General features: G+C 43.1%; 23 protein-coding genes. 14 read left to right on the top strand and 9 right to left on the bottom strand.

All coding sequences use genetic code 11. The features are described from left to right. Positions 1–25: 25 nt before the first annotated feature. Positions 26–682, top strand: coding sequence for an MBL fold metallo-hydrolase (locus H2O73_RS04480; RefSeq protein WP_182107045.1), 657 nt, complete (start codon positions 26–28; stop codon positions 680–682). Between the two features lie 25 nt (positions 683–707). On the opposite strand, the gene H2O73_RS04475 is transcribed toward H2O73_RS04480, so the two are convergent. Continuing rightward, positions 708–1,409 carry a DUF2982 domain-containing protein gene (locus tag H2O73_RS04475; RefSeq protein WP_182107043.1) on the bottom strand — a complete coding sequence of 234 codons (702 nt, stop codon included), beginning with the start codon at positions 1,407–1,409 and terminating at the stop codon, positions 708–710. 219 nt (positions 1,410–1,628) lie between these two features. Here H2O73_RS04475 and H2O73_RS04470 point away from each other — a divergent pair, with 219 nt between their 5' ends. From H2O73_RS04470 to H2O73_RS04445, 6 genes are all read left to right on the top strand, one after another. Then, on the top strand, positions 1,629–2,000 hold the full coding sequence (locus H2O73_RS04470) for a MarR family transcriptional regulator (protein ID WP_182107041.1): 372 nt from the start codon (positions 1,629–1,631) through the stop codon (positions 1,998–2,000). 373 nt (positions 2,001–2,373) lie between these two features. Continuing rightward, positions 2,374–3,498: a TRAP transporter substrate-binding protein gene (locus H2O73_RS04465; protein WP_182107039.1), complete on the top strand. Its 1,125-nt coding sequence runs from the start codon at positions 2,374–2,376 to the stop codon at positions 3,496–3,498. Positions 3,499–3,635: 137 nt separating this feature from the next. Next, a complete protein-coding gene (locus H2O73_RS04460) occupies positions 3,636–4,169 on the top strand; it encodes a TRAP transporter small permease subunit (protein ID WP_182107037.1) in 534 nt (177 codons plus the stop codon). Positions 4,170–4,179: 10 nt separating this feature from the next. Then, positions 4,180–5,463, top strand: coding sequence for a TRAP transporter large permease (locus H2O73_RS04455; RefSeq protein ID WP_182107035.1), 1,284 nt, complete (start codon positions 4,180–4,182; stop codon positions 5,461–5,463). A 99-nt stretch (positions 5,464–5,562) separates the two neighbouring features. Next, positions 5,563–6,918: a cache domain-containing protein gene (locus H2O73_RS04450; RefSeq protein WP_182107033.1), complete on the top strand. Its 1,356-nt coding sequence runs from the start codon at positions 5,563–5,565 to the stop codon at positions 6,916–6,918. Beyond that, positions 6,911–7,546: a response regulator transcription factor gene (locus H2O73_RS04445; RefSeq protein WP_182107031.1), complete on the top strand. Its 636-nt coding sequence runs from the start codon at positions 6,911–6,913 to the stop codon at positions 7,544–7,546. Before H2O73_RS04450 ends, H2O73_RS04445 begins: the two co-directional genes overlap by 8 nt. A 216-nt stretch (positions 7,547–7,762) precedes the next feature. Here the strand turns inward: H2O73_RS04445 and H2O73_RS04440 are convergent, their stop codons facing one another. From H2O73_RS04440 to H2O73_RS04420, 5 genes are all read right to left on the bottom strand, one after another. After that, positions 7,763–8,644, bottom strand: coding sequence for a DUF7916 family protein (locus H2O73_RS04440; RefSeq protein WP_182107029.1), 882 nt, complete (start codon positions 8,642–8,644; stop codon positions 7,763–7,765). Next, on the bottom strand, positions 8,641–8,985 hold the full coding sequence (locus H2O73_RS04435) for a PTS lactose/cellobiose transporter subunit IIA (protein ID WP_246335851.1): 345 nt from the start codon (positions 8,983–8,985) through the stop codon (positions 8,641–8,643). The genes H2O73_RS04440 and H2O73_RS04435 overlap by 4 nt, the downstream gene beginning before the upstream one ends. Further along, positions 8,969–10,309, bottom strand: a complete 1,341-nt coding sequence (locus tag H2O73_RS04430; RefSeq protein ID WP_182107027.1) for a PTS sugar transporter subunit IIC — start codon at positions 10,307–10,309, stop codon at positions 8,969–8,971. The genes H2O73_RS04435 and H2O73_RS04430 overlap by 17 nt, the downstream gene beginning before the upstream one ends. An 18-nt stretch (positions 10,310–10,327) precedes the next feature. Further along, positions 10,328–10,636: a PTS sugar transporter subunit IIB gene (locus H2O73_RS04425; RefSeq protein WP_182107025.1), complete on the bottom strand. Its 309-nt coding sequence runs from the start codon at positions 10,634–10,636 to the stop codon at positions 10,328–10,330. 225 nt (positions 10,637–10,861) lie between these two features. Continuing rightward, positions 10,862–11,863: a LacI family DNA-binding transcriptional regulator gene (locus tag H2O73_RS04420; protein ID WP_182107023.1), complete on the bottom strand. Its 1,002-nt coding sequence runs from the start codon at positions 11,861–11,863 to the stop codon at positions 10,862–10,864. Between the two features lie 200 nt (positions 11,864–12,063). Between H2O73_RS04420 and H2O73_RS04415 the strand changes: the two genes are divergently transcribed. After that, positions 12,064–12,408, top strand: coding sequence for a DOPA 4,5-dioxygenase family protein (locus H2O73_RS04415; protein WP_182107021.1), 345 nt, complete (start codon positions 12,064–12,066; stop codon positions 12,406–12,408). Positions 12,409–12,575: 167 nt separating this feature from the next. After that, entirely contained in the window at positions 12,576–13,052 is a 477-nt protein-coding gene (locus H2O73_RS04410; RefSeq protein WP_182107019.1) for a Dps family protein, read from the top strand. A gap of 103 nt (positions 13,053–13,155) precedes the next feature. On the opposite strand, the gene H2O73_RS04405 is transcribed toward H2O73_RS04410, so the two are convergent. Then, positions 13,156–14,952 (bottom strand): putative bifunctional diguanylate cyclase/phosphodiesterase, encoded by a 1,797-nt coding sequence (locus tag H2O73_RS04405; RefSeq protein ID WP_182107017.1) that lies wholly within the window; start codon positions 14,950–14,952, stop codon positions 13,156–13,158. Positions 14,953–15,396: 444 nt separating this feature from the next. Here H2O73_RS04405 and H2O73_RS04400 point away from each other — a divergent pair, with 444 nt between their 5' ends. Then, the gene (locus H2O73_RS04400; RefSeq protein WP_182107015.1) at positions 15,397–15,621 is read left to right on the top strand and encodes a hypothetical protein; all 225 of its coding nucleotides are present in this window, start codon (positions 15,397–15,399) and stop codon (positions 15,619–15,621) included. A 360-nt stretch (positions 15,622–15,981) separates the two neighbouring features. Beyond that, entirely contained in the window at positions 15,982–16,347 is a 366-nt protein-coding gene (locus H2O73_RS04395; protein ID WP_182107013.1) for a PilZ domain-containing protein, read from the top strand. Positions 16,348–16,553: 206 nt separating this feature from the next. Here H2O73_RS04395 and rplY read toward each other — a convergent pair whose 3' ends face one another. Continuing rightward, positions 16,554–16,832: a 50S ribosomal protein L25 gene (gene rplY, locus H2O73_RS04390; protein WP_182107011.1), complete on the bottom strand. Its 279-nt coding sequence runs from the start codon at positions 16,830–16,832 to the stop codon at positions 16,554–16,556. A gap of 374 nt (positions 16,833–17,206) precedes the next feature. On the opposite strand from rplY, the gene H2O73_RS04385 reads away from it, so the two are divergent. Beyond that, positions 17,207–17,935, top strand: a complete 729-nt coding sequence (locus H2O73_RS04385) for a glycosyltransferase family 2 protein (RefSeq protein WP_182107010.1) — start codon at positions 17,207–17,209, stop codon at positions 17,933–17,935. Between the two features lie 18 nt (positions 17,936–17,953). Next, on the top strand, positions 17,954–19,222 hold the full coding sequence (locus H2O73_RS04380; protein ID WP_182107008.1) for an LssY C-terminal domain-containing protein: 1,269 nt from the start codon (positions 17,954–17,956) through the stop codon (positions 19,220–19,222). Between the two features lie 9 nt (positions 19,223–19,231). On the opposite strand, the gene H2O73_RS04375 is transcribed toward H2O73_RS04380, so the two are convergent. After that, positions 19,232–20,137, bottom strand: a complete 906-nt coding sequence (locus H2O73_RS04375) for a helix-turn-helix domain-containing protein (protein ID WP_182107005.1) — start codon at positions 20,135–20,137, stop codon at positions 19,232–19,234. Positions 20,138–20,341: 204 nt separating this feature from the next. Here H2O73_RS04375 and H2O73_RS04370 point away from each other — a divergent pair, with 204 nt between their 5' ends. Then, positions 20,342–21,535, top strand: coding sequence for a sugar efflux transporter (locus H2O73_RS04370; protein WP_182107003.1), 1,194 nt, complete (start codon positions 20,342–20,344; stop codon positions 21,533–21,535). Positions 21,536–21,560 lie beyond the last annotated feature (25 nt).

Genomic DNA, 21,560 nt, shown 5'->3' with positions numbered 1-21,560 from the left:
GATTCGATATATATAAGGTTTTTCTATGTCTTTGAAGTATCAGGTAGTTCCTGTCACCTCTTTCTCTCAAAACTGTTCAATCGTATGGTGTGATGAGACGATGAAAGGGATTGTTATTGATCCAGGTGGTGATGAGAAGCAACTAGCGGTATTAATTAAAGAATTAGGTGTAGAAGTTGAAAGCTTAGTGCTAACACACGGTCATTTAGATCATGTGGGTGGTACGCAAGCGCTGGCTGAATTATTAGATGGCAAGCGTATTGTTGGTCCTCATAAAGAAGACAACTTCTGGCTACAAGGTTTAGAAGGGCAGAGCCAAATGTTCGGCTTTCCTTTAACAGAAGCATTTGAACCTGATCAATGGCTTAATGATGGCGACACTGTCCGTTTCGGCAATCAAGTGATGGATGTGATTCATACGCCAGGGCATACGCCAGGTCATGTGGTTCTATTTAGTAAAGAAGCGCAGCTTGCGTTTGTTGGCGACGTACTGTTTAACGGCAGCGTGGGGCGTACTGATTTCCCTAAAGGGGACTTCAACACTCTTATTACTTCGATTAAAACGAAGTTGTGGCCACTGGGCAATGACGTACGCTTTGTACCGGGGCACGGTCCTGAATCAACCTTTGGGCGCGAGCGTGCCTCTAACCCATTTGTTGCCGATGAAATGCCGCTTTACTAATCTAGTTTACTAGATATTGTTAATATCATTCTAAAAGGTCGCTCTCGCGACCTTTTGTTCTTTCTGAAGCGGGAACCGCCGCTAAATAACGACGCATGAGACCGACAAATTCCTCACCTGATCGATCTAAATCACTGGTAGAGATAAAAACATCGTAATCATAAAACGCTCTTTGATATCGCATTCGATTGGCTAGCATCGCTTGCAAGCCGGTGTAGATTTGACCATTTGCCGCGTGATAAGGAGAGGAGTCGAGTACGGCATTTTCAAATAAGCTCGGTTGATTACGTTGTTTGAACCCAAGGTAGAGTAGAGCTCGTTGCCCGAGCATGATTTCTGATGATATCCGTGGGCAGATACTGTCTAAATAGGGACGATAGTCGTTCAGTTTAATGCCGATCCAAGGCAGTGGTTGGTACCAGCCTTCGTTGTTGAATTGGCAGATACCGATTCTGTGGATATTACTCCATTTCACGACCCAGCCGCCTTTTGCAAAATGCTGTTGAAAATGAGTTGCGGTTAATGTGTAACCGACAGTGGATTGGCGTAGCAGGAATTTGAATGCGTAAAATGCGGCAATTAATAGCAATATTCCAATGACCAATTGTTGCCAGTTATTTGCAAACCAAATAATAGCGAGGAAAATTACCGCGACAGGGAGCAACACCCAAGGTTGACGTAACGATAGGTTTCGGAAGGGGTGGTTATACAAATGTACGGTTTTCATTCACATCCCAATTCATCGGTACTGGTGCAAAAATTTTACTTGCTGCGATAAAAAACAATCACTGTAAATATCGAACACTTTCTAGACTTCCTCCAACCTGCCACACGTTTTTGTCGCAGAAACCTGTCGATTTCCTGTCATTATTATCAAATTTTTGATATAAAACGCGCTTCAAATTTTCACCACTGCTCGGTATGCAGTGAAATGGAGAAACACTCGATGAGACTTGCTCATAAGCGCAAAGTGCAACTGAAACTGCAAAAGCACATTAAAGCGACAGTTGCTAATATCCAAGCAACTAAAAAAGCTAAGCCTGTAGTTGAGAAGAAACTCGCTGTAGCACCAGCAGCGGAGACAGTCGTTGCTGCTAAGCAATCTGACGTTGCTCTAACTCCTAAGCAACAACAAGTTCTTGATATCGTTGTTGGCAATACTGATGGCATCAACCCTAAAGGTATCGGTCTAGCTGCTGGACAAGAGGACGCAAAAGCGGCTTCTTGGGCAACTGGCGCACTTAAAAAACTTCTAGAAGAGAATCTAGTTGTTAAAGAACAATTAGCAGGCAACAAAGTTATCTATAAAGCTCTTTAATAAGCTTGCTAACGTGACTTAATAAGACCCCACATGTTGGGGTCTTTTTTTATGTCTAAAATTGCACTCTACAAAATAGAAACGAGTCCATCACAATACTTAAAATATCTGCAAACTTCTTGCGGGACATCTACGTAGGTAGTTATTCGTTAGGTGCTTACTCAGGTGCCACTTTTATCCTTTTAATTTTCAGTACTTAAGGAAAGGGCTGGTATTTTGCCTACGTATAACTACTTAGCATGGTTTCATGCTGCTAATTCACGCTGTTAAATTTATCCGTGTTCTCGCCGATTTTTTATTAAGGCGGAATGGGCGATGCTGTATGTGAACAGGAAGTGTCGCAAAGGCGCTCATTGAAACAAAGGACCTGATAATGAGAGTATTAAATTCATTCTTAGATGGAAAAGTAAAGTTAGGCATTGCAACACTGGCAGCATCAGTTGCGCTAGTGGGTTGTGGTGAAGAGTCAAAGCAAGAGACTGCACAGCAAGAAGTACAGCCAGAAAAAGTATATAAATTGAAACTTGCTGAGACTTGGGGACCAAACTTCCCAATTTTTGGTGATGCAACGAAGAACATGGCTAAAATGGCAGAAGAAATGTCAGATGGTCGCCTTGTGATTACGATTGACTCTTCTAACAAGCACAAAGCTCCGCTAGGTGTGTTTGATATGGTGAAGTCAGGTCAGTACGACCTTGGTCACTCAGCATCTTACTATTGGAAAGGTAAAGTGCCGAATACGCTTTACTTCACGTCTATGCCATTTGGTATGCTGCCTACAGAGCAATACGCATGGTTCTACCATGGTGGTGGTATGGAGTTGATGGAAGAGGTTTACTCGCCACACAACTTACTTTCATTCCCTGGTGGTAACACTGATACCCAGATGGGTGGTTGGTTCCAAAAAGAAATTAATTCTGTTGAAGACCTGCAAGGTCTGAAAATGCGTATTCCTGGTTTTGCTGGTGAAATTCTTGCTGAGCTAGGCGCAAAACCTACCAACATTGCTCCGGGTGAACTGTATACCTCATTAGAGCGTCGCACTATCGATGCGCTAGAGTGGGTTGGTCCATCACTTGACCTACGTATGGGCTTTCACAAAATTGCGCCTTACTACTACACAGGTTGGCATGAGCCAGGTACAGAGCTTCAATTCCTAGTCAACAAACGTACTTGGGAAAGCCTACCTGCGGATCTACAAGCGATTTTGAAAGTAGCAATGAAAGCATCTGCTTACGACATGTACACTCAATCTAAGCATGAAAGCGGTAAGAATTGGGCGTCTATTCAGTCTGAATACCCAAATGTTCAAGTAAAAGATTTTCCTGCTGAAGTGATTTCCGCTCTTGGTGAAGCAAACGAGCGTTTGCTAGCTGACCACGCGGCAAAAGATGAGCTAGCGAAGAAGATTCAAGAGTCACAAGCTGCTTACATTGAACAGGTTCGCCCATGGTCAAACATTTCACACCGTGCGTACCTAAATAGCCAAGCAGAATAATATAAGCACGTTAGTGCAAACAAGATGTGGTAAAGCCACACGAAGCCCAAGAAAAAACGATAGATAATTATAACGATCGTTTACGCTCCACCAGCTTCGGCTGAGTGGAGCACTTTTTAAGTTCCATGGAGTTAGGGATGAGAAGTCTTATTTATATAGAGCGGTTGTTTAATCGCTTAGGGGATATATTAGGTTGGCTTTCTAGCATCCTTTTTATCTTGCTACTTTGTAACGTTGTTTACGATGTCATCATGCGATACGCGTTTAATGATGTCTCCATTGCTTTTCAAGAGATGGAATGGCACCTTTTCTCTGCTGTGTTTTTACTCGGTGTTCCTTACGCCATCAAAGCCGGCGGTCATGTTCGCGTTGATTTGTTCTACGAGCAGCTCTCCAACAAAGCCCAAGCAATAATTGATTTGCTCGGTACAGTTTTTTTCCTACTTCCTTTTTGTCTTTTGGTTGCTTGGTACGGCATTGATTTTGCCAAAGAAAGCTATGCACTCAACGAGATGTCAGGAGACCCCGGCGGCTTGCCATATCGTTGGGTCATCAAAGCAATGATTCCATTGTCATTCTTATTTATGGCAATCAGCGGTGTTGGACTGTTTCTTCACTCGCTTAACCGAATTTTTAACCCTCACTTAATGTACACAACAGCAAATAAATAGGAGGCAACAAGTGGTCGGTATTGTAATGTTTTTTGTTGCCCTATTTGCATTGTTGCTAGGGTTCCCGGTTGCGTTTACCTTTGGTGGTATCGCACTTATTTTTGGTGTTTGGGCAGAAGGCTTCGATATGTTTGCCTTTATGCCATACCGTATTCAGTCGATCATGGAAAACACCGTATTGATGGCTGTGCCTCTGTTTGTCTTTATGGGGTTAGTTTTACAGAAAACGCGACTGGCAGAGCAATTGCTAGAGTCGATGGGCAAACTGTTTGGTGGCGTAAGAGGTGGTATTGCTATCTCAACCGTACTGGTAGGCGCTTTGCTGGCAGCCTCAACAGGCGTGGTGGGAGCATCGGTTGTGGCGATGGGGCTTATCTCTTTGCCAGTGATGCTGAAATATAATTATGATAAAGGCTTAGCGTGCGGCACCATTTGTGCCTCGGGTACGTTAGGGCAAATCATTCCACCTTCCATCGTTCTTATCTTATTAGGCGATGTTCTAGGCGTTCCAGTAGGAGACTTGTTCCAAGCGGCGATCTGGCCGGGTTTGGTGCTGGTGGGTGCCTACGTTGTTTACATTCTAATCTATGCGAAAATGAACCCTGAAGCGGCTCAACCGATAGACCGAGACGAAAGTATCAGCCGCAAGCAAGAGGTGTTTAATGCGCTGAAAGCGGTGATTCCACCACTGGCTCTGATCATTGTGGTACTTGGTTCTATTTTTGCTGGTGTTGCTACGCCAACGGAATCGGCAGCGTTAGGGGGTGCCGGTGCGATTGTACTCGCGATTCTATATAAACAGTTTAGTTGGAGCATGGTTTACGATGCTTCAAAAGAGACGGTTAAAGTCACCGCTATGGTGTTCGCTATTTTGTTGGGTGCAACAGCGTTCTCAATGGCATTTACCTACACAGGTGGTGATCATCTTGTTGAGCAGTGGATGCTGCAAATCCCAGGAGAGAAATGGGGTTTCTTGATCATTACCATGCTGGTGATATTAGTCCTTGGCTTCTTTATTGATTTCGTTGAGATCTGTTTCATTATCGTACCCATCCTTGCCCCTGTAGCTGAGCTAATGGGTATTAACATGACTTGGTTTGCGATTTTGGTGGCAATGAATTTGCAGACCTCTTTCCTTACACCACCATTTGGCTTTAGCTTGTTCTATCTGAAAGGGGTGGCACCAGCAGGGGTTACAACACGTGATATCTACCGAGGGGTGATGCCATTCATCGCGATACAGATCGCGGTGTTAGCAACGCTTTTGGTCTTCCCGGAATTTTACGGAATGTGATCATGTGATTTTTGTTAATGTCATGTAAATGATACAGTAAAGCGGCTTACAGTAGTAAGCCGCTTTCTTTTTTGTATTACAACACCTTAGGGGAAAGGAATGCCTCTTAAAGCCAAGCTGATTCTACTGAGTTTGCTACCGCTGCTGCTGGTGACGATTAGCATCAGTTGGATTTCTGTCTATCAGGCACAAACACTTCGAGATAACGAGGTGGATATATTTCGTTCAAGTTTAATTAAATCAAAAGAGACTGCGCTCAAAGACAGCGTTGATCTAGCTTTGGACTCGATCAGGCACGTATATAACGATACCCGCATAGAAGAACAAGAAGCCAAAGCACAGGTTAAAGCGATTATTGAAAAGCTTCGTTATGGCACCGATGGCTATTTTTTTGTTTACGACCACAACGGCACTAACCTTGTGCATCCGATCATGCCTGAATTGCAAGGGCAGAACTTGATCAACATTCAGGATAAGAATGGTGATTACCTCATTGTTAAACTGCTTGAGCAAGCACAAGCTGGGGGTGGCTTTCATCAATACTTGTGGCAGAAACCGTCCACAGGTGAAACCGTGACTAAATTGAGCTATGCGGCTTGGCTGGATAAATGGAATTGGATGGTTGGTACCGGGCTTTACATCGAAGATGTCAGCGAGGAAGTGGCTAATCTAAAAAGCGCCGTCGACCAAAATATAGAAACGACCTTTTTCTCGATGATGGTGATTGTGGTGGTCACCGTGGCGGTTATTGTTGTGGTGACGTTAGCGGTTAATTTGCATGAGCATCGCATCGCGGACCGTAGTTTAAAAGAGTTGGCGCACAAAACGGTGATGTTTCAAGAAGATGAAAAGAAGCATTTAGCGAGGGAGCTCCACGATGGGATCAATCAGCTTTTAGTTTCGAGTAAATGTCATCTAGAGTTGTTAGGTAATAAACTGGTTGATGAGGCTCAAAAGCAGCACTTGGTTCATTCGCAGCAATCGTTAATGATGGCGATTAATGAAGTGCGCCACATTTCGCACAAACTACGCCCAAGTGCATTAGACGATATAGGTCTAGAGGCGGCGCTCAACACTTTGTTGCAAGATTTTCGGGCGCACTCAGGTTTGAATATTGAAGCGGTATTTGATACTAGCCGTGGCAGGTTAAAGTCTGAGGTAGCGACGACGTTATATCGCGTTGCTCAAGAATCGTTAACCAATATTGAAAAGCACTCTCAGGCCAATGAAGTGACGGTGATCTTGCAGCAGATGGGCAATATGCTGCAATTGATTATTCGCGATGACGGTATTGGCTTTGATGTCGCCGCAACATTAAGAAAAACGGGCATAGGTTTGCGTAATATGCGCGAGAGAGTTGAATTTATTGGCGGTGATTTTGAACTGGAAAGCGAACCAGGTTTTGGTACAGAAATTACCGTATTACTTCAATTGGATGAGTTAGTTTATGGATAAACCAATCAGAGTGGTTATCGTTGATGATCACCAAGTTGTACTCGATGGTTTTATAGCACGGCTAAGTCTTGAGAAAGACTTTGAAGTCATTGGCACCGCAAGTAATGGCGTGGAGGCGGTTGAAGTCGTTAAATCTATTCAACCAGATGTTGTGCTTATGGATGTCAGTATGCCACTGATGAACGGCATTGACGCCACACGAATCATCAAGGAAGAATGTCCGCAAGTGAAGGTATTGATGCTGACCATGCATGATAACCGAGAGTACATTATGAAAGTGATGCAGTCAGGTGCGGTAGGTTACATGCTGAAAGAGATTTCAGCAGAAAAAATGGTTCAAGCAATCAAGACGGTAGAGCAAGGCTCGACCTATTTTTGTGAATCAGTAACGCAGACACTGTTTTCTCAAGGTGAAATTCCTGTATCCGATAAACCCAATCCATTGAGTCGTCGCGAAGAGTCGGTACTTAAGCTGGTGGCACAAGGCTACAGCAGCAAAAAAGTGGCATCGATGTTAGAGATAAGCTACCGCACTGTGGAAACTCATCGTCAAAATATTAAGCATAAGCTCGAACTAAGCAGCACGGCTGAGTTAGCGAAATACGCCGTTGAAAGGGGAATGATATAAGCTTTGCTTAACGGCAACGAGCAAACAGGTTGTCACCCTTTCAAGTTAAGAAAAAAAGAAGCAAAAAAAGCCCCAAGTTATACAAGGGGCAAAGCCAAATAGCTTATATTAAGGAGGACTTGTTGTTTTACCTGTGCTCTTTGACGACAAAGAATCATCAGGTAAAGGAATGAAAGGGCTGGATATCAACTAGAGAAAACAGCCCTAAATGGTGAATTAACGGCGGTTAGCCATACGTTTATATTGATGGCGTCTGCCGCGTAACGTTAATCCCAGCCTAACGATATTTTCGGGTGGAGCAATGCCGCTATAGCCGCCATCACCAATATGAACAATATCTGCACCGGCCGCTTTTGCCGTAATTGCGACTTGTTCTATATAACTTTCTGTTGCCCCTTCTTGAGATGTCCCTATCGCTAGCATGCCAAGCATATTGGTCTTGTGTACCGCTGCCATCATTTGCTGTGAAAGCTCAGGGCTCACTCCCGGCGTGGTATAGGCGGCAGGGAACATCATCACATCCGCACCGGCTTCAGCAAAAGCTGGAACAATGCTCAAATCGTAGTCATTGCCAACGCCACCCGCATGCATTTTGCCAGCGATGATGAGCATTTCTGGGGCAATACTACGAACTAAAGTAATGGCTTTGAGAATGGTTTCTTGAGAGACGCAGTTACCGGGGTTACCCGTTAGCATCACATAATCAAGACCAATTTCTACCGCGCGTTTAACGGATTGCTCTGTCACGGTCCTGCCTACGGCAAGGTGAGTCACCCCATCAGGAACCGGTTCTAAGTTGCAACCAATCAATCGACCTGTGAGCTTTTTCACTTGCTCAATAGTGATATGCTCATCCGGGTCTTCAGACAGGATGCGGATTTTAGGATCAAATACATCAAGGCAGTTAAGCGTGATCATATCAGCACCAAAAGCGGCTGCGAGTTCTGGACCTGAAACCATATCAATCGGTGGTGTCAGTGAAATAACATTCTCCACCATAATCGTTCGACCTTCTGAATGTCGAATTGCATCCACCAACTGCTCGCGATTAGCTAATCGAAAGTCTTCTGCGTTGTAATCGAATATGCGCTTTTTCACGATTTCATTCCTTTTAATTCTTTATGAATAGCAATCACTTCTTCGGTCACTTCACGACAGAGCATTGTCGTCATGATGTGATCCTGAATATGAGTCAGGATTAGCGTCATTTGCACTTTTCCCGCGCCTTCGTCATAACCAATTAACTCTGTTTGCGATTTGTGTACGTCTTTGAGTGCTAGATCACCCTCAGCGATTTGCGCCTCTGCTTGGGTGAAATCACCACTACGAGCACTGCGCATTGCTGCTATAAAAGCTGAACGAGCGGCACCCACGTAACAGAGCAGTGTCATCAAGAACTCTTCGGTAATTTGCAGTTCTTCACTAGTTGCGGATTGCATTAAGTTGCTCCTCTTTCGCTTTAGTTGGAGCGGCTTTTTCTGCTTGAGCCATTTCTTCAGCTAATAATTGTTTTTCATGCACTTTCAAGAATGGATAGAAAACGATCACGCTGACAGTTAAGCAAGCTAGCACGACAATTGCGGCGGTGATTGAGTTGGTAGAAATAACCGCGCCAATTGGTGCTGGCATGGTCCAAGGTGGTAGGGCGATGATCTTAGAAACAAACCCTGTTTTAAATGCCATCCAAACTATAGTGGTATTAATAAATGGCGCGACGACCCATGGAATAAAGTAGATAGGGTTCATGACAATTGGTGTACCAAAAATAACCGGTTCATTAATGTTGAACATGCCAGGAACCAAAGACATTTTGCCGATGGTTTTTAGCTGAGTGGCTTTTGAACGCATCATCAGAAGAACTAGACCAAATGTACCGCCAGCGCCGCCGACGAAGACAAAGAAGTCAACTAATGGGTTTACAAAGATCTTAGGTAGCGCTTCTCCTGCGGCCAATGCTTCTTGGTTTAGACCTAAGTTAACCAATAGCATTGGCGCGATAATACCGCCAACTACAGAGCCGCCGTGAATACCACTAAACCATAATAGTTGAATCAACATTACCGCGAGTAATGCAGCAAAGTAGGAATCTGACGCCATTACTAGAGGCGTGAATAATTGCATAATCGCAGATGGTATTTGTAGATCTTGTTGAGCGAGTAGCGTGTTAATCGCCACAATAATAATCGAGATAAAAACGATCGGGATGAGCAAATCGAATGAAGCTGAAATCTTAGGTGGTACGGCTTCTGGCATCTTAATACGGATGTTGTATTTGATCAGTAAGCGTTGCATTTCAGGTACGAGTAAGCCACATAAGATGGCGGTGAAGGCACCCGCACCACCTAAGAATGCACCGGGTAAAACGCCACCGATATCAACACTTACCATAGGAGCAGCAGCAAGAATAAAGGCAAACATTGATAGCATACCGGTATTCATTGGTCTTAGTTTGTAGGACTCCGCTAAACTAAAGCCGATACCAAATGAGGCGTAAATGGCAAATATCCCCATACTGACTTGGAATGGAGCCATGATATTGTCTTGACCAATGGTGTTGATTAAGGCGTGCCATCCTTCAAAAAAGAAACCGGAATCAGAAGGAGGAAAGGCGAGTACCAGCAATAGTGAGCCGACAATCAAGAATGGCATAGTTGCAACAAAACCGTCTTTTACTGCAATCACGTGTTTTTGTGCAGAAACTTTGCCTGCAAATGGTGCGACGACGTTTTCGACGAACCTCATAGTAGTATCAAAAATTGACATGTTAACCCCCAGTCCTTTTTAGCGTGATTCGTACAAATCAATTGCTTGAGTGAGTACAGCATCTCCATTGAGCATTCCATAGTTCATCATATCGATGAGACCACAACTCTTGCCAATTGCCTCGGCTTCGCGTTTGAAATCCTCGTATTTAAATCTAACTTGCGGCGCAACCAAGCAAACATCGCACTCAGCAATGCAATCTTCAAACTCAGCTACTGAGTGGGCAGATATTTGACATTGAATGTTTTTACTTTCGGCAGCTTTTTCCATTTTGGTTACCAGCATGCTGGTAGACATTCCCGCGGCACAACAAAGAAATATCTTCATTTGTTACTCCCTATTAGAGTGTTGGCTAATTAATGTTCAATATAGCCATTAAAGAAACCGGTTACAGTAACCGGTTTCATGTGTGCGTCTGAGTTCACAGATTTATAGCTGCTGGAGAAAATTTGTTCATCACAGATCAAATTTTGAAAGGGAGATAAGGCAAAGATAACGAAAGTTTAGCGCCAGACTGTTTCAGTGAGTAATGGCGCTTTATGGTGTGATAACTTAGGCTGGGATGGCGGATTCGCGAATGATCAAATTGCCTTGAACAACTTCAGGTAAAGGAGCCTCGTTTGTTTCAATTAATAGTTTCGCGATTTCCATTGCGCGCTCAGTGATGGCGGCAATAGGAATGTTGATAGTGGTCAGCGGTGGTTGAACAAACGATGAACAAGCATCGTTATCTATACTGACAATTGAAATGTCTTGCGGCACTTGAATGCCATGCTCTTTGAGAGCTTTTATGCAGCCAATAGCAATATCATCGGCTGCAGCCACAATGGCACTGCCAAACTGATGCCCACTCGATAAGTAGTGTTTGGTTGCTTTATAGCCCTCTTCGAAACCGAAATCCGATTGGTAAACGGTCCCTTCGACACCTTGTGACGCATGACTCTCAACCAGCAGATTGAAGCCTTCTAACCTAGATTTTGAGGTCGGCGTTGTAGGCAAAGGACCTAAGTAAGTGAGTTGCTTGTGCCCCAGTTTAATCAGGTGTTTACCGGCTTGTTCTATCGCATTAGCTTGATCGAATGCGATAGAGAATCCAGCTTGTTTTGGTAGTGAGCGCCCAACGGTAACAATAGGAATTGAAATTGTCTGGCTTAATGTGACTATTTGCTCGCATGTGAGTTTACGGCTATAGAGCACAATGATATTGCATTTTTTTTCCACTAAAGAGTGTACCGCTTTTAGCTCGTCTTCCGCATTGTTATGACCATCAGCAAACAATAGCTCTTTGCCCATCAGTTCTGCACTGGTAGAGGCTTGCTTTAAAAGGCTACCAAAATAACCACCGGTGAAATCCGAGATCACCAAACCGATACTATTACCACTTTTATTGGCAAGTGCTTGGGCGAGGGAGCTGGGGCGATAGTTAAGTTCAGCCATAACAGCTTCGACTTTTTCTCTAGTGCTCTGGCGTACTTGCCCGGTTCCATTGATTACGCGAGATACAGTGGCTTTTGACACGCCTGCTACACGACATACATCATTTATAGTTGCCATTGATACCTCTTAAATGACTTTGTTATTCGAGAATACATAACATGAAACGAGATGGATTGAATAATATTATTCTTTTGCAGGGAGACTCTCGACAAGGTTCATAGAGTTAGTTCACACAAATGTAATTAATGTAAGTCTCACTGAGCATGCCTTGAGAGTTTGTTAAACTGAATGACCATCCGTAATTAAAGTAAACCACGATGTATCCTCAAAATCTTCATCACCACTACCATGCGCACTTTTACTTTAACCAACACAGCAGTGAATTTGCCGCGGAAATCCGAGAGCAAATTCATCGAGTATTGGCGCTCTACGTTGGTCGATTTAACCAACGCCTTGTAGGTCCGCATACAATGTGGAGTTTTGAAATTGATTTTGACGCAGAGCAATTTTCCCAATTGCTTGAATGGTTAGAAACTCATCGCAATGGTCATTCTGTACTAATACATGCGGTAACAGGTAATGATTATCTTGATCACACTGAATACGTATATTGGTTAGGGGATCCGGTAGAACTCGATCTCAGAGGCTTTTTGCCTCAATGATGGGAGGTTCTCCCATAGTATCGAACTCTAATTGATAGTTGCGAACGATTAATTCTATAGACTTAATCGAATTAACCAATTGACAGCGAGCGAGTATTCTAGCTTTAACGAAACAAAACAGCACGGCAGAGCTTATTTTCTGTCTATGTCAAGTTAGGAGAATCAGAATGTCGAATCAAATGAATTTAATTGGTCTTAATAGCGAAAAGTCAGAAAAATTAGCACAACAGCTCAATCAATTGCTTGCGCACTACCAAGTGCTGTATATGAATACTCGCGGCTATCATTGGAATATCAAGGGACAACAGTTTTTTGAGTTGCATGTTAAGTTTGAAGAGATCTATACCGATCTACAATTGAAAATAGATGAACTAGCAGAGCGTATATTAACGCTCGGTCATACACCAAGTCATAGCTTTAGCCGCTACCTTGAGAGTAGTGAATTAAAAGAGCATCAGAATGCTACTCAGGGACAAGAGTGTGTACAAGGATTAGTCAACGGCTTTTCCCTTCTGCTAACCAAACAGCGAGAGATTTTAGATCAAGCGAGTGCTGGCGAGGATGAAGGTACAGCAGCTCTGATGGGCGATTATATTCGCGAACAAGAAAAACTAATTTGGATGCTTAACGCTTACTTGCAATAGTCTGTATTAGTACAAATAGTCATTTAGGGAGCGTAATGCTCCCTTTAAAATACCAATTAATCGGATTGCTTGAATTGCGTCTTTGAGCTCACCTCAAATAGCGTTATGCATGACTTTCTAAGTACGCTTTAGTAATGAACCTTTCGCTGAATTCATCGGCTGATATTGGCCTAGAAAACAGATAGCCTTGGTAGTCATCACAGCCTTCACTTTGTAATAGCCTGCGTTGGTTTTCATGCTCAACGCCTTCGGCAATAACCCATTTGCCCATATTGTGACCCAGTTGCACTATGGTCCTCACTAGCATATGGTCATGATGTTCTTTGACGCAATCATCAACAAAAGATTTGTCGATTTTTAGCACATCGATAGGGAGATGCTTTAGGTAGTTGAGAGAAGAGTAAGCGACACCAAAGTCATCTACGGCAATGGTTACCCCTTCATTTTGCAAGCGTTGGCAGATCAAGGTAACCCGTTCGGTATCTTTCATCAGTGTGGTTTCAGTAATTTCAATTTGAAGTAGATGCGCGGGTAAACCTGTTCGTCTCAGTACGTGGCGAATATAGGTGAATAGGTCATCATGGGCGAACTGCACGGTTGAAACGTTTACCGATATCTGTATTAGTGTACCCGCGTCAAGCCACCGCTTTGCTTGATCACAGGCGGTTCTTATTACCCATCGACCAATCATAATGATCTGCTTGGTTTGCTCCGCAATTGAGATAAATTCCAGTGGGCTAATAGTGCCTAAGTTTGGATGCTCCCAACGAATTAACGCCTCGGCACCTTTTACACATTGATTTTTAACCGAAACCTTAGGTTGATAAACGAGTGCGAATTGGTTTAATCGAATCGCTTGTTCTAGCTCAACTTCAATTTGATGGGCGCGGATGGTTTCATCTAGCAAACATTCATCGTACCAACGAACACGATTTTTGCCGGTATTTTTAGCCTTCTGCGTTGCTAGGTCGACGTTTTTAAGCCAGATATCTCGGTTATTAGTCGCCTTTTTCAATGATGATATCCCAATAGAGAAGGTAACTTGATAAAAGCCTCGGTCGAGTTCGAAATGGAAGCGATCCGCACGAGAAATTTCGCGAACAATGCCATTAACTTGCTGCTCTATATTTGCTCGTTCAGAAATGACAATAATGAATTCATCCCCTTCCAAGCGGAATAGTTCGGCTTTGTTGACAACCACCTGCTTAAGGCGTATTGCGATAAACTTGAGCAAGGTATCCGCTTGTTGTGGTCCAAAAGAATCATTCACATCTTTAAAGTTATCGACGTCTATTTTGAGTAACACAAATTCACGATTATCCAGGCTACAGTCTGCATGGTTTTCAATGAATTTGTAAAACGCGCGTCGGTTAGGGAGCTGAGTTAGGAAATCACTGAGACTTTCGCTTCGATACACACTAAGTTGTTCATCAAACTTCGTTTTGTAGTAAGTCATAATGGTAGCAAAGATAGTAATGAGCAAAAGCTTTATTGAGTCGTCAGCCAACTCTAAATATTCACTTGGCGGTACATTGAAGAAGTAGTGAGTGATGAGTAGCGTGGCAATGACTATCGGCCAAATGGTACTAGGAAAGAGTACGACGTAACACAAAGGGAGCAATAGGAATGTGGTTTCAATCGCATCGACTTCTAGTGGCTCAATAAGACCGCCGATGAGGATATGAAAAAATGAGAGTAGGGCGAGTAACCGACGACGCTTAGGAGACTTGGTGAATAATGCGATGATCATCCCGATTGGAAATAACACATAAGACAACCCTACCAATTCATGCTCGGAAATAAGGGTGAATGTGATCAAACTAATCGCAGTGATATAAGCAATTCGTACAAACATTATAGAGTTAATTGCTTTATATAGAGGATGTTCTTTGTTAATCATGTAGCTCCTTTGGCATCTTTTGCTCCTTGCGATACCCTTTGCGACTTTCGAACTACTCGCAATTACCGTTAAAAGACACTACCACGCGATTTAGAAGAAACTATCTTATAAAAAAGGTTCTTCGAGCAAATTCACAATTGATGAGCGCAAATTGGATGCAAGGTTTGAATTCAGGCAGAGAGGTATCATCCTCCTAATTTTCATAGTGTTTTATTGTTAAGAAAAGTAACTCATCTTATACCCAAGCCCCCTCAAGATGCTTAGTTCAGCGAGAGTTGTTAGGTTTGAATGTCGACTCAGTTAGTCGATAAAGGTTCATTCGTTAGTGGTATGTTGTTCTGTTTTTTGTGTGTTAATGTACCTGTAATTTTATACAGTAAAAGAGTTGACGTGCTCCTAGTTTTATTTATACTGGTTATAAATACAGGTAAATAGGAGTAAGGTATGTTGTGGGAAACCTTAGAGCGTGTAAATAAAGCACGCCAACAAGCAATGGCAAACTCTGAATACATTAAGTCAGCTCAAGCTCACGAACAGGCATTGCAAGAGCAAGCTTACACAACGGCAACAAAATCAAGCCGTAAAGCCACTAATAAGAAAGCTAAAAAGTTATCTGATATTTATCAACAAGTAGAGTTTGGTGTAAATCCATCAGGTCGAGAGCATTAATCACCACCATTTTTGTTTTGCATGCCAAATGGTCAGGGTGCTCTTGCATTCAGAATAGATACAACAAAGCCCCTCACATGTAGGGGCTTTGTTGTATCTAGCCGTAGCGTAACCCATAACGCAAAATGCGTTATTGTTGGTTGAATAAGAGGGATGTTTCCCCATTATTTTCTTAGAGTGTGGTAAGAGAGATTGTGGTGAGTAAAACCATTCTCTATGGGCGGACAGTTATAAAGGAATATGCTGTATATGTGTGTGTCCATTATCACCAAAAATACTCTAAAGTTTGGTTTTCGATAGCCGATGGTTATAATAAGAATAACAAGTTATTAGTTCACATCATCAACAAGGGAAATAGACATGGACGACATCGACGACTATGTACAGAAGCGAAAGTACTATCGATTGAAGTATCCTCGTCGAGCAATGCCGATTGTGCGTATTGATGGTGAACTTTTTCATGTAAGCGAGATTTCTGAAAAGGGGATCCGCGTTGTGATGAATAATTTAACCACTTTGTATCGCGGTTTGTCTTTGAAAGGCACATTGAGCCTAGGAGTGGAGACAACCATTAAGGTCAAGGGAACCATTCTTCGTTTTGATAACAATGAAGTGATACTGCAGCTGACACAAGGTCCATCATTTAAAGATATGGTTGAGCAGCAACGCCATATTCGTAATCGATATCCCGTCTATTTTGCACGCCTACGAACAAGCGCGGCATAACAAAGTAATTCTGACTAATTACGACAAGATTTTTGGCTGTGTATTGTGCGGGAGCGGAATGAAATAAATGCACTCGCCTAAAACGGTGAAACCCCAGAGGTGGTAAGTCTCTGGGGTTTCGAATTTTTAGATGTCTCGGCTGGTAAGTCCGATAATCTTTATGCAAAAGGTTGGATTTAATCCAACTAATTCCTTGGTAAAGGAAATTAGATGCGGATGAAGTCCATGTGCTCAACTTTTGGCTTGAAAGCGTGACGTTGAACATCTTGTGGCTTAACTTTTACTTCAGCGCCATCGATCACTAGAACGATACCTTCGTAAAACTCAGGCTTGTCCATTTGGTTAACGATGTCGTTGTGGTTAAGAACGATTGATACTGGAGCTTCAGAACCACCGTAAACGATAGCAGGGAATTGACCAACGTGACGTAGGCGGCGGCTCGCACCTTTACCTAGTTCAGTACGTACTACTGCTTCAAATTTCATAGTATTACTCTCGTAAAATAAGTATAGATTTCACGATATAATGCGACCTTATATCGTGGTTAAACGCTGGCGGGCAACCTAAGGTTACGTCAACAGCGAGCGCGGATACTATCACTCTAGGTGGCTAAGGGCAATAGTTTTCCCCTTTGACGGCGGGTTTATTAGCCAAAAACTCAACATTAATTTCAGTTGGTTACATTGCCATCATGTCGATGATGATTCGGCTGGAAATTCAGCAATTTCATACCCAAATATTTGTTTCAGAATTGAGTACGGAAAACATGAACTGTATCTGAACAAATCACTCACGAGCGGTTAAGTTAGTCAGCGATAAGCTAGTCCCATATTCAGCCATCACTAAGCGGAGAATTAAGATGGGACCAGTTAGTATTGTAGTCATTACCCTAAACGAAGAAAAACGTGTCGGTCGTTTGCTTAACGATTTGAGTAAGCAAACTCATCAAGACTTTGAGGTCATTGTCGTTGACTCAAACAGTGAAGATAACACTTGCCAAGTGGCAAGCGCTTTTGAAGCCTCCTTGCCTAAGCTGACTGTCCATCAAATGGCAACGCGCGGCGTAAGCCTTGGGCGCAATACGGGGGCCGCCATGGCTCAGTATGAGCGCATTTTGTTTCTTGATGCTGACGTTAGGCTTGCTCCAACGTTCCTTGCCAACGCTATTAGTCAATTGGAAGAAAAGCAACTTGAAGTCGCTGGTGTTTATATGGGTGCGGACGCTTTACCGTTAGCTCATAAGATCGGTTATGGATTATTTAACCTCGGCTTGTTTATTACGCAATACACATTTCCAACCGCTGTCGGCGCTTGTATCTTCTCGACCAAGCGAGCGCATAACGAAATCGGTGGTTTCGATTTAGAGATCACATTGTGTGAAGATTGTGACTATGTGAAACGTGCGAGCAAAACATGGCGCTTTCGTTTCTTGAATCTCACCTTTGGCTTTGATCCTCGTCGCCTCGATCAAGAGGGTATTTTTAAAATGGGTGCCACGTATTTGAAAGCCAATGTACGTCGATTCTTTTTTGGCGAAATGCGCAATAACGAAATGGAATACAAATTCGGTCACTACAAAGAGCAATAAACAAAGTAGGCGCAATTGATGTTTAACGAGTTGAGTTTATTTGTTGGGGCTTTTTTGGATGCGCTTATTGGCCCCAACCTTTTTGTCCCAGGAGAGCCGTTTTTGATCGCGGCAGGCTATCAATTGCAACAGGGTATTTGGGCTGGTGTATTTGTGGTTTTGCTGGGTGGTTTTCTCGGTGACCAAGTTAGTTATTGGATTGGGCGTTATGTGGGCGTATCTGCCCAGAAAAAGCTCATAAAATGGCAGTCAAAAACACGCAGGCCTGTCGCCCGATGCCGCCATCTTATGCACAAGAAGGGTAACTATGTTTTAGCCTTTGCTCGTTTACTTGGTCCTATTGCGTGGGTTGTCCCTTTTATTGCGGGAACGAACAAAGTGACATGGGGACGCTTTACGGTGTTTGGTTCACTTGGTTTGTTACTGGGTGTTGGTCAGTTTGTGATGTGGGGATTTTTATTAGGGTATGGCGTTGAACGCTTCCCGATACTTACTCAAGCAAAACTGGTTATTGTTGAGCATCAACTTATCTTAATATCGACAGTGCTTAGCGCTATTTTTCTTTACGTTGGGCGACGACTTCGTTGGCGGTTACTGTTTGCCAAATTTACCGCGCTATTTTTTTCTCTGATGATATGGGCAAACTATAGCCACTTCTTTTTTTACTCGGATGATTTCGCGAAACGGAGCGGTCAAAATATCTATCAAGGAGAAGTGATAGAGCCTAATGAGTTGGCTTATAAAGTTTATCCGGGTATTTCGAAGATATTTGATGCTCAGGCAATGAACGTCCTGTTTATTGGTGATAACCCTCGTTCGTTGATGCTTGATCTTGGTTGGATTGAAAACCAGACCTTTTCGCGTAACGAGATTGAATGGAAAGATTACATTCAATTGCTTAAAGACAACACGCCACCGGTCTCCGATCTGTTTTGGAATAACCAGCCTCAAAAAATGGCCTTTCAATTGCCGGGGGATCTTCTACGTCGAAGTCACATTCGTTGGTGGCAAGCGGGTGTTGATGCTGAATCACAACAAACTATGTGGGTGGGGGCGCTAAGCTATGATGATGGTCTGCAACTCACACCGTACGCTGGTATTGTGACTGTGCTTCATAGTGTTGATCCAAATGTGGATCATGAACGGGATAAATTGGCAAAGCAGGTAAGTGAACAACTAGCCAATCATCAAGTAGAGCTGACCGCATTGACCCAACCTATCGTATTAGATGAAGAACATGAATATTATACTGATGGGCGCATATTAGTGATTCGTGACACGATATAAATGACCTGGCTACTTTTTGTAGCCATTGGTCGAGTTATATTGAGCCCGAAAAGCGGATGGGGTCATATCTTTAACCGCTTTGAATTGGCGGTTAAAATTCGAGAGATTATTAAACCCAGCTAGCTCAGCAATGATGGCGACAGAATACTCTGAATTGACCAACATTTCGCACGCTTTACCGATCCTAAAACGCTTCAGGTGTTCAGAAAAGCTTTCAAGAAAATGCCTTTCAAACAATCGATACGCTGAGCTTTCACTAAGGTGTAAAGCGCTGCAGAGATCTTCAATTTTGAGTTGCTTGGCGTAGTTTTTTTCGATGAATTGGCGAGCAAGTTCGACACGACGAGTGGATTCATCATCGACATCCATTTCATGCATCCCATAGGCATTGAGTGACAAAGTGGTAGATTCATCATCCGCCAATGCGCATAAGGCTTGCAATACGCGCATCAACTGATGGTGTTGTTCATAGTGCTCAATACCACTAAGTAGTTGATAGATATACTCTGCTGTATCAACACTGAATTGTAATCCGTAGGCGGCTCGTTTGAGTAATCGTCGAAGGTTTTTAAGCTCGGGCATTGTTTGGATGAGTGACTCAAGCCATTGATGACGAAACCAAAAAATCAATGAATGATGCCCGTGTTCTTCGTCGCCGTCACTTCGTCCAGTGACCAAATGAGGCAGTCCTGGTCCGTAGAGCTGCATACTGTTGTGGTGGATCTCCCCAATACTATCACCGGCAAAATAGCGCCCTTGAAATACGTTATTTTTGTCGCGATAAAGCATCAACTCGTATTCTGAATGGTAGTGCCAAGGGCACGTAAACTCTTCTTTCTTTCCGCGACAATGGTACTCCTTGATTATCCAATTGAAGTTGTTTTCGCTAAGTACATTTTCAATGGTTGGTTTCACGCCCGCATCCTTGCTCTCATTTCTCATGTTAAGGGTATTGAATATATCCTATTCAGTCAAAAAACACCCTCAGTTTGACAGGAAAGTATCATCAAATGGAGGATAGTCATTAATATCTTTTCGGAAAACATGATTAAACTGAGGGCGTTGTCTCCAAGAGCTCCCGAGTACTTGGTATGAATAAAGGATTTATAGGAGAGGTTTATGTTCAAGAAAAAAGAAGCGCTGATATTCTTGATAATGACGTTTATTACTGGGATTAGTGGCTCATTTTTCTATCCGCTTTCAAGTCTATTCATCATAGAAGCGTTAGGTGCGAGTCCAATGATGCTGAGCGCCTATATGATCCTTTCGATTGTTTCTTCCGTCTCGGTATCTCAGCTAATTGCAGCGAAATCGGATAAGGGGTGGAACCGGAAAAATATTTTACTGTTATCGACGAGTTGTTATCTGATTACGATGATCGCGTTCAGTTTTATTCGAGACTACTACTTAGCGATCGGCTTTTCGATGATTTTTGGTGCTTTGAGTGGTGCTGGAATTGGTCAATTATTCGCGTTAGGTAGAGAATATGCGGACGAACATATCGAAGACAGCACGACCTTCTTGTCGGTCATGAGAGCGGGTATTGCGATTGCTTGGGTTATTGGACCTCCAATCGCATTTACATTAAAAGGGGCGTTCGGCTTTAGCGCGTCATTTATGGCTGCAGGTGGCGCGACGTTGATCGCCTTATTGTTGGGGTTTCTCTATCTGCCAAATAGTGTGATAAAAGCGAAGCAACAGCTAGAGGTAAAGCCTGAAGTAAAACCAGTGGGGGGTACGGTCGTTCTATTTTGCGTGGCACTACTTTTTATGTTTAGTGCAAACAACTTATATGTGATTACTATGCCTCTCTACTTGTCTCAAGAGCTACAGGTGGGGGCAAGTTGGGTCGGATACATGTTTGGCATGGCGGCGCTGTGTGAAATTCCATTTATGATCAAGGCGGGTCGTTTGGCGGCAAGGTTTGGCACGATGAAACTACTGGCTTTATCTTTGGTCAGCGGCTGTCTGTTCTTTGTTGCAATGCTTAATCTGACCGAGTTTTGGCAACTGTTACTTATCCAGATCTTAAACGGCGTATTTATTGGCATTACAGCGACACTAGGTATGGTCGCGATGCAAGACATGATGCGAGATCGACTGGGTACGGCATCAACACTGTTTTCAAACTTGCTGCAAATCAGTATGTTGATTGCGAGTTTGTCGGTTGGTTTGGTTGGTGAACTGTATAGTTATTACGCGGCGTTTTATGTCTGTCTGGCACTGGCTGCCTCTTCATTGCTGTTGTTGTCTTACTTTGTGATTATAGAAGCCAACGAGCGTAGGCTGGAATTGAGTGAACAGCATAGTTGATGATTTTATCTCAGTAATAAAAAGG

The organism is Vibrio marinisediminis, assembly GCF_014050145.1.
Lineage (GTDB): Bacteria > Pseudomonadota > Gammaproteobacteria > Enterobacterales > Vibrionaceae > Vibrio > Vibrio marinisediminis.
This window is presented reverse-complemented; position numbering and strand designations above follow the sequence as displayed.

Coding starts and splice junctions, on each gene's coding strand:
- H2O73_RS04370 (WP_182107003.1), top strand. CDS start 20,342: ATGTTCAAGAAAAAAGAAGCGCTGATATTCTTGATAATGACGTTTATT.
- H2O73_RS04395 (WP_182107013.1), top strand. CDS start 15,982: ATGGACGACATCGACGACTATGTACAGAAGCGAAAGTACTATCGATTG.
- H2O73_RS04475 (WP_182107043.1), bottom strand. CDS start 1,409: ATGAAAACCGTACATTTGTATAACCACCCCTTCCGAAACCTATCGTTA.
- H2O73_RS04450 (WP_182107033.1), top strand. CDS start 5,563: ATGCCTCTTAAAGCCAAGCTGATTCTACTGAGTTTGCTACCGCTGCTG.
- H2O73_RS04420 (WP_182107023.1), bottom strand. CDS start 11,863: ATGGCAACTATAAATGATGTATGTCGTGTAGCAGGCGTGTCAAAAGCC.
- H2O73_RS04445 (WP_182107031.1), top strand. CDS start 6,911: ATGGATAAACCAATCAGAGTGGTTATCGTTGATGATCACCAAGTTGTA.
- H2O73_RS04380 (WP_182107008.1), top strand. CDS start 17,954: ATGTTTAACGAGTTGAGTTTATTTGTTGGGGCTTTTTTGGATGCGCTT.
- H2O73_RS04460 (WP_182107037.1), top strand. CDS start 3,636: ATGAGAAGTCTTATTTATATAGAGCGGTTGTTTAATCGCTTAGGGGAT.
- H2O73_RS04465 (WP_182107039.1), top strand. CDS start 2,374: ATGAGAGTATTAAATTCATTCTTAGATGGAAAAGTAAAGTTAGGCATT.
- H2O73_RS04410 (WP_182107019.1), top strand. CDS start 12,576: ATGTCGAATCAAATGAATTTAATTGGTCTTAATAGCGAAAAGTCAGAA.
- H2O73_RS04435 (WP_246335851.1), bottom strand. CDS start 8,985: ATGCAATCCGCAACTAGTGAAGAACTGCAAATTACCGAAGAGTTCTTG.
- H2O73_RS04430 (WP_182107027.1), bottom strand. CDS start 10,309: ATGTCAATTTTTGATACTACTATGAGGTTCGTCGAAAACGTCGTCGCA.
- H2O73_RS04405 (WP_182107017.1), bottom strand. CDS start 14,952: ATGATTAACAAAGAACATCCTCTATATAAAGCAATTAACTCTATAATG.
- H2O73_RS04415 (WP_182107021.1), top strand. CDS start 12,064: ATGTATCCTCAAAATCTTCATCACCACTACCATGCGCACTTTTACTTT.
- H2O73_RS04400 (WP_182107015.1), top strand. CDS start 15,397: ATGTTGTGGGAAACCTTAGAGCGTGTAAATAAAGCACGCCAACAAGCA.
- H2O73_RS04425 (WP_182107025.1), bottom strand. CDS start 10,636: ATGAAGATATTTCTTTGTTGTGCCGCGGGAATGTCTACCAGCATGCTG.
- H2O73_RS04385 (WP_182107010.1), top strand. CDS start 17,207: ATGGGACCAGTTAGTATTGTAGTCATTACCCTAAACGAAGAAAAACGT.
- H2O73_RS04480 (WP_182107045.1), top strand. CDS start 26: ATGTCTTTGAAGTATCAGGTAGTTCCTGTCACCTCTTTCTCTCAAAAC.
- rplY (WP_182107011.1), bottom strand. CDS start 16,832: ATGAAATTTGAAGCAGTAGTACGTACTGAACTAGGTAAAGGTGCGAGC.
- H2O73_RS04470 (WP_182107041.1), top strand. CDS start 1,629: ATGAGACTTGCTCATAAGCGCAAAGTGCAACTGAAACTGCAAAAGCAC.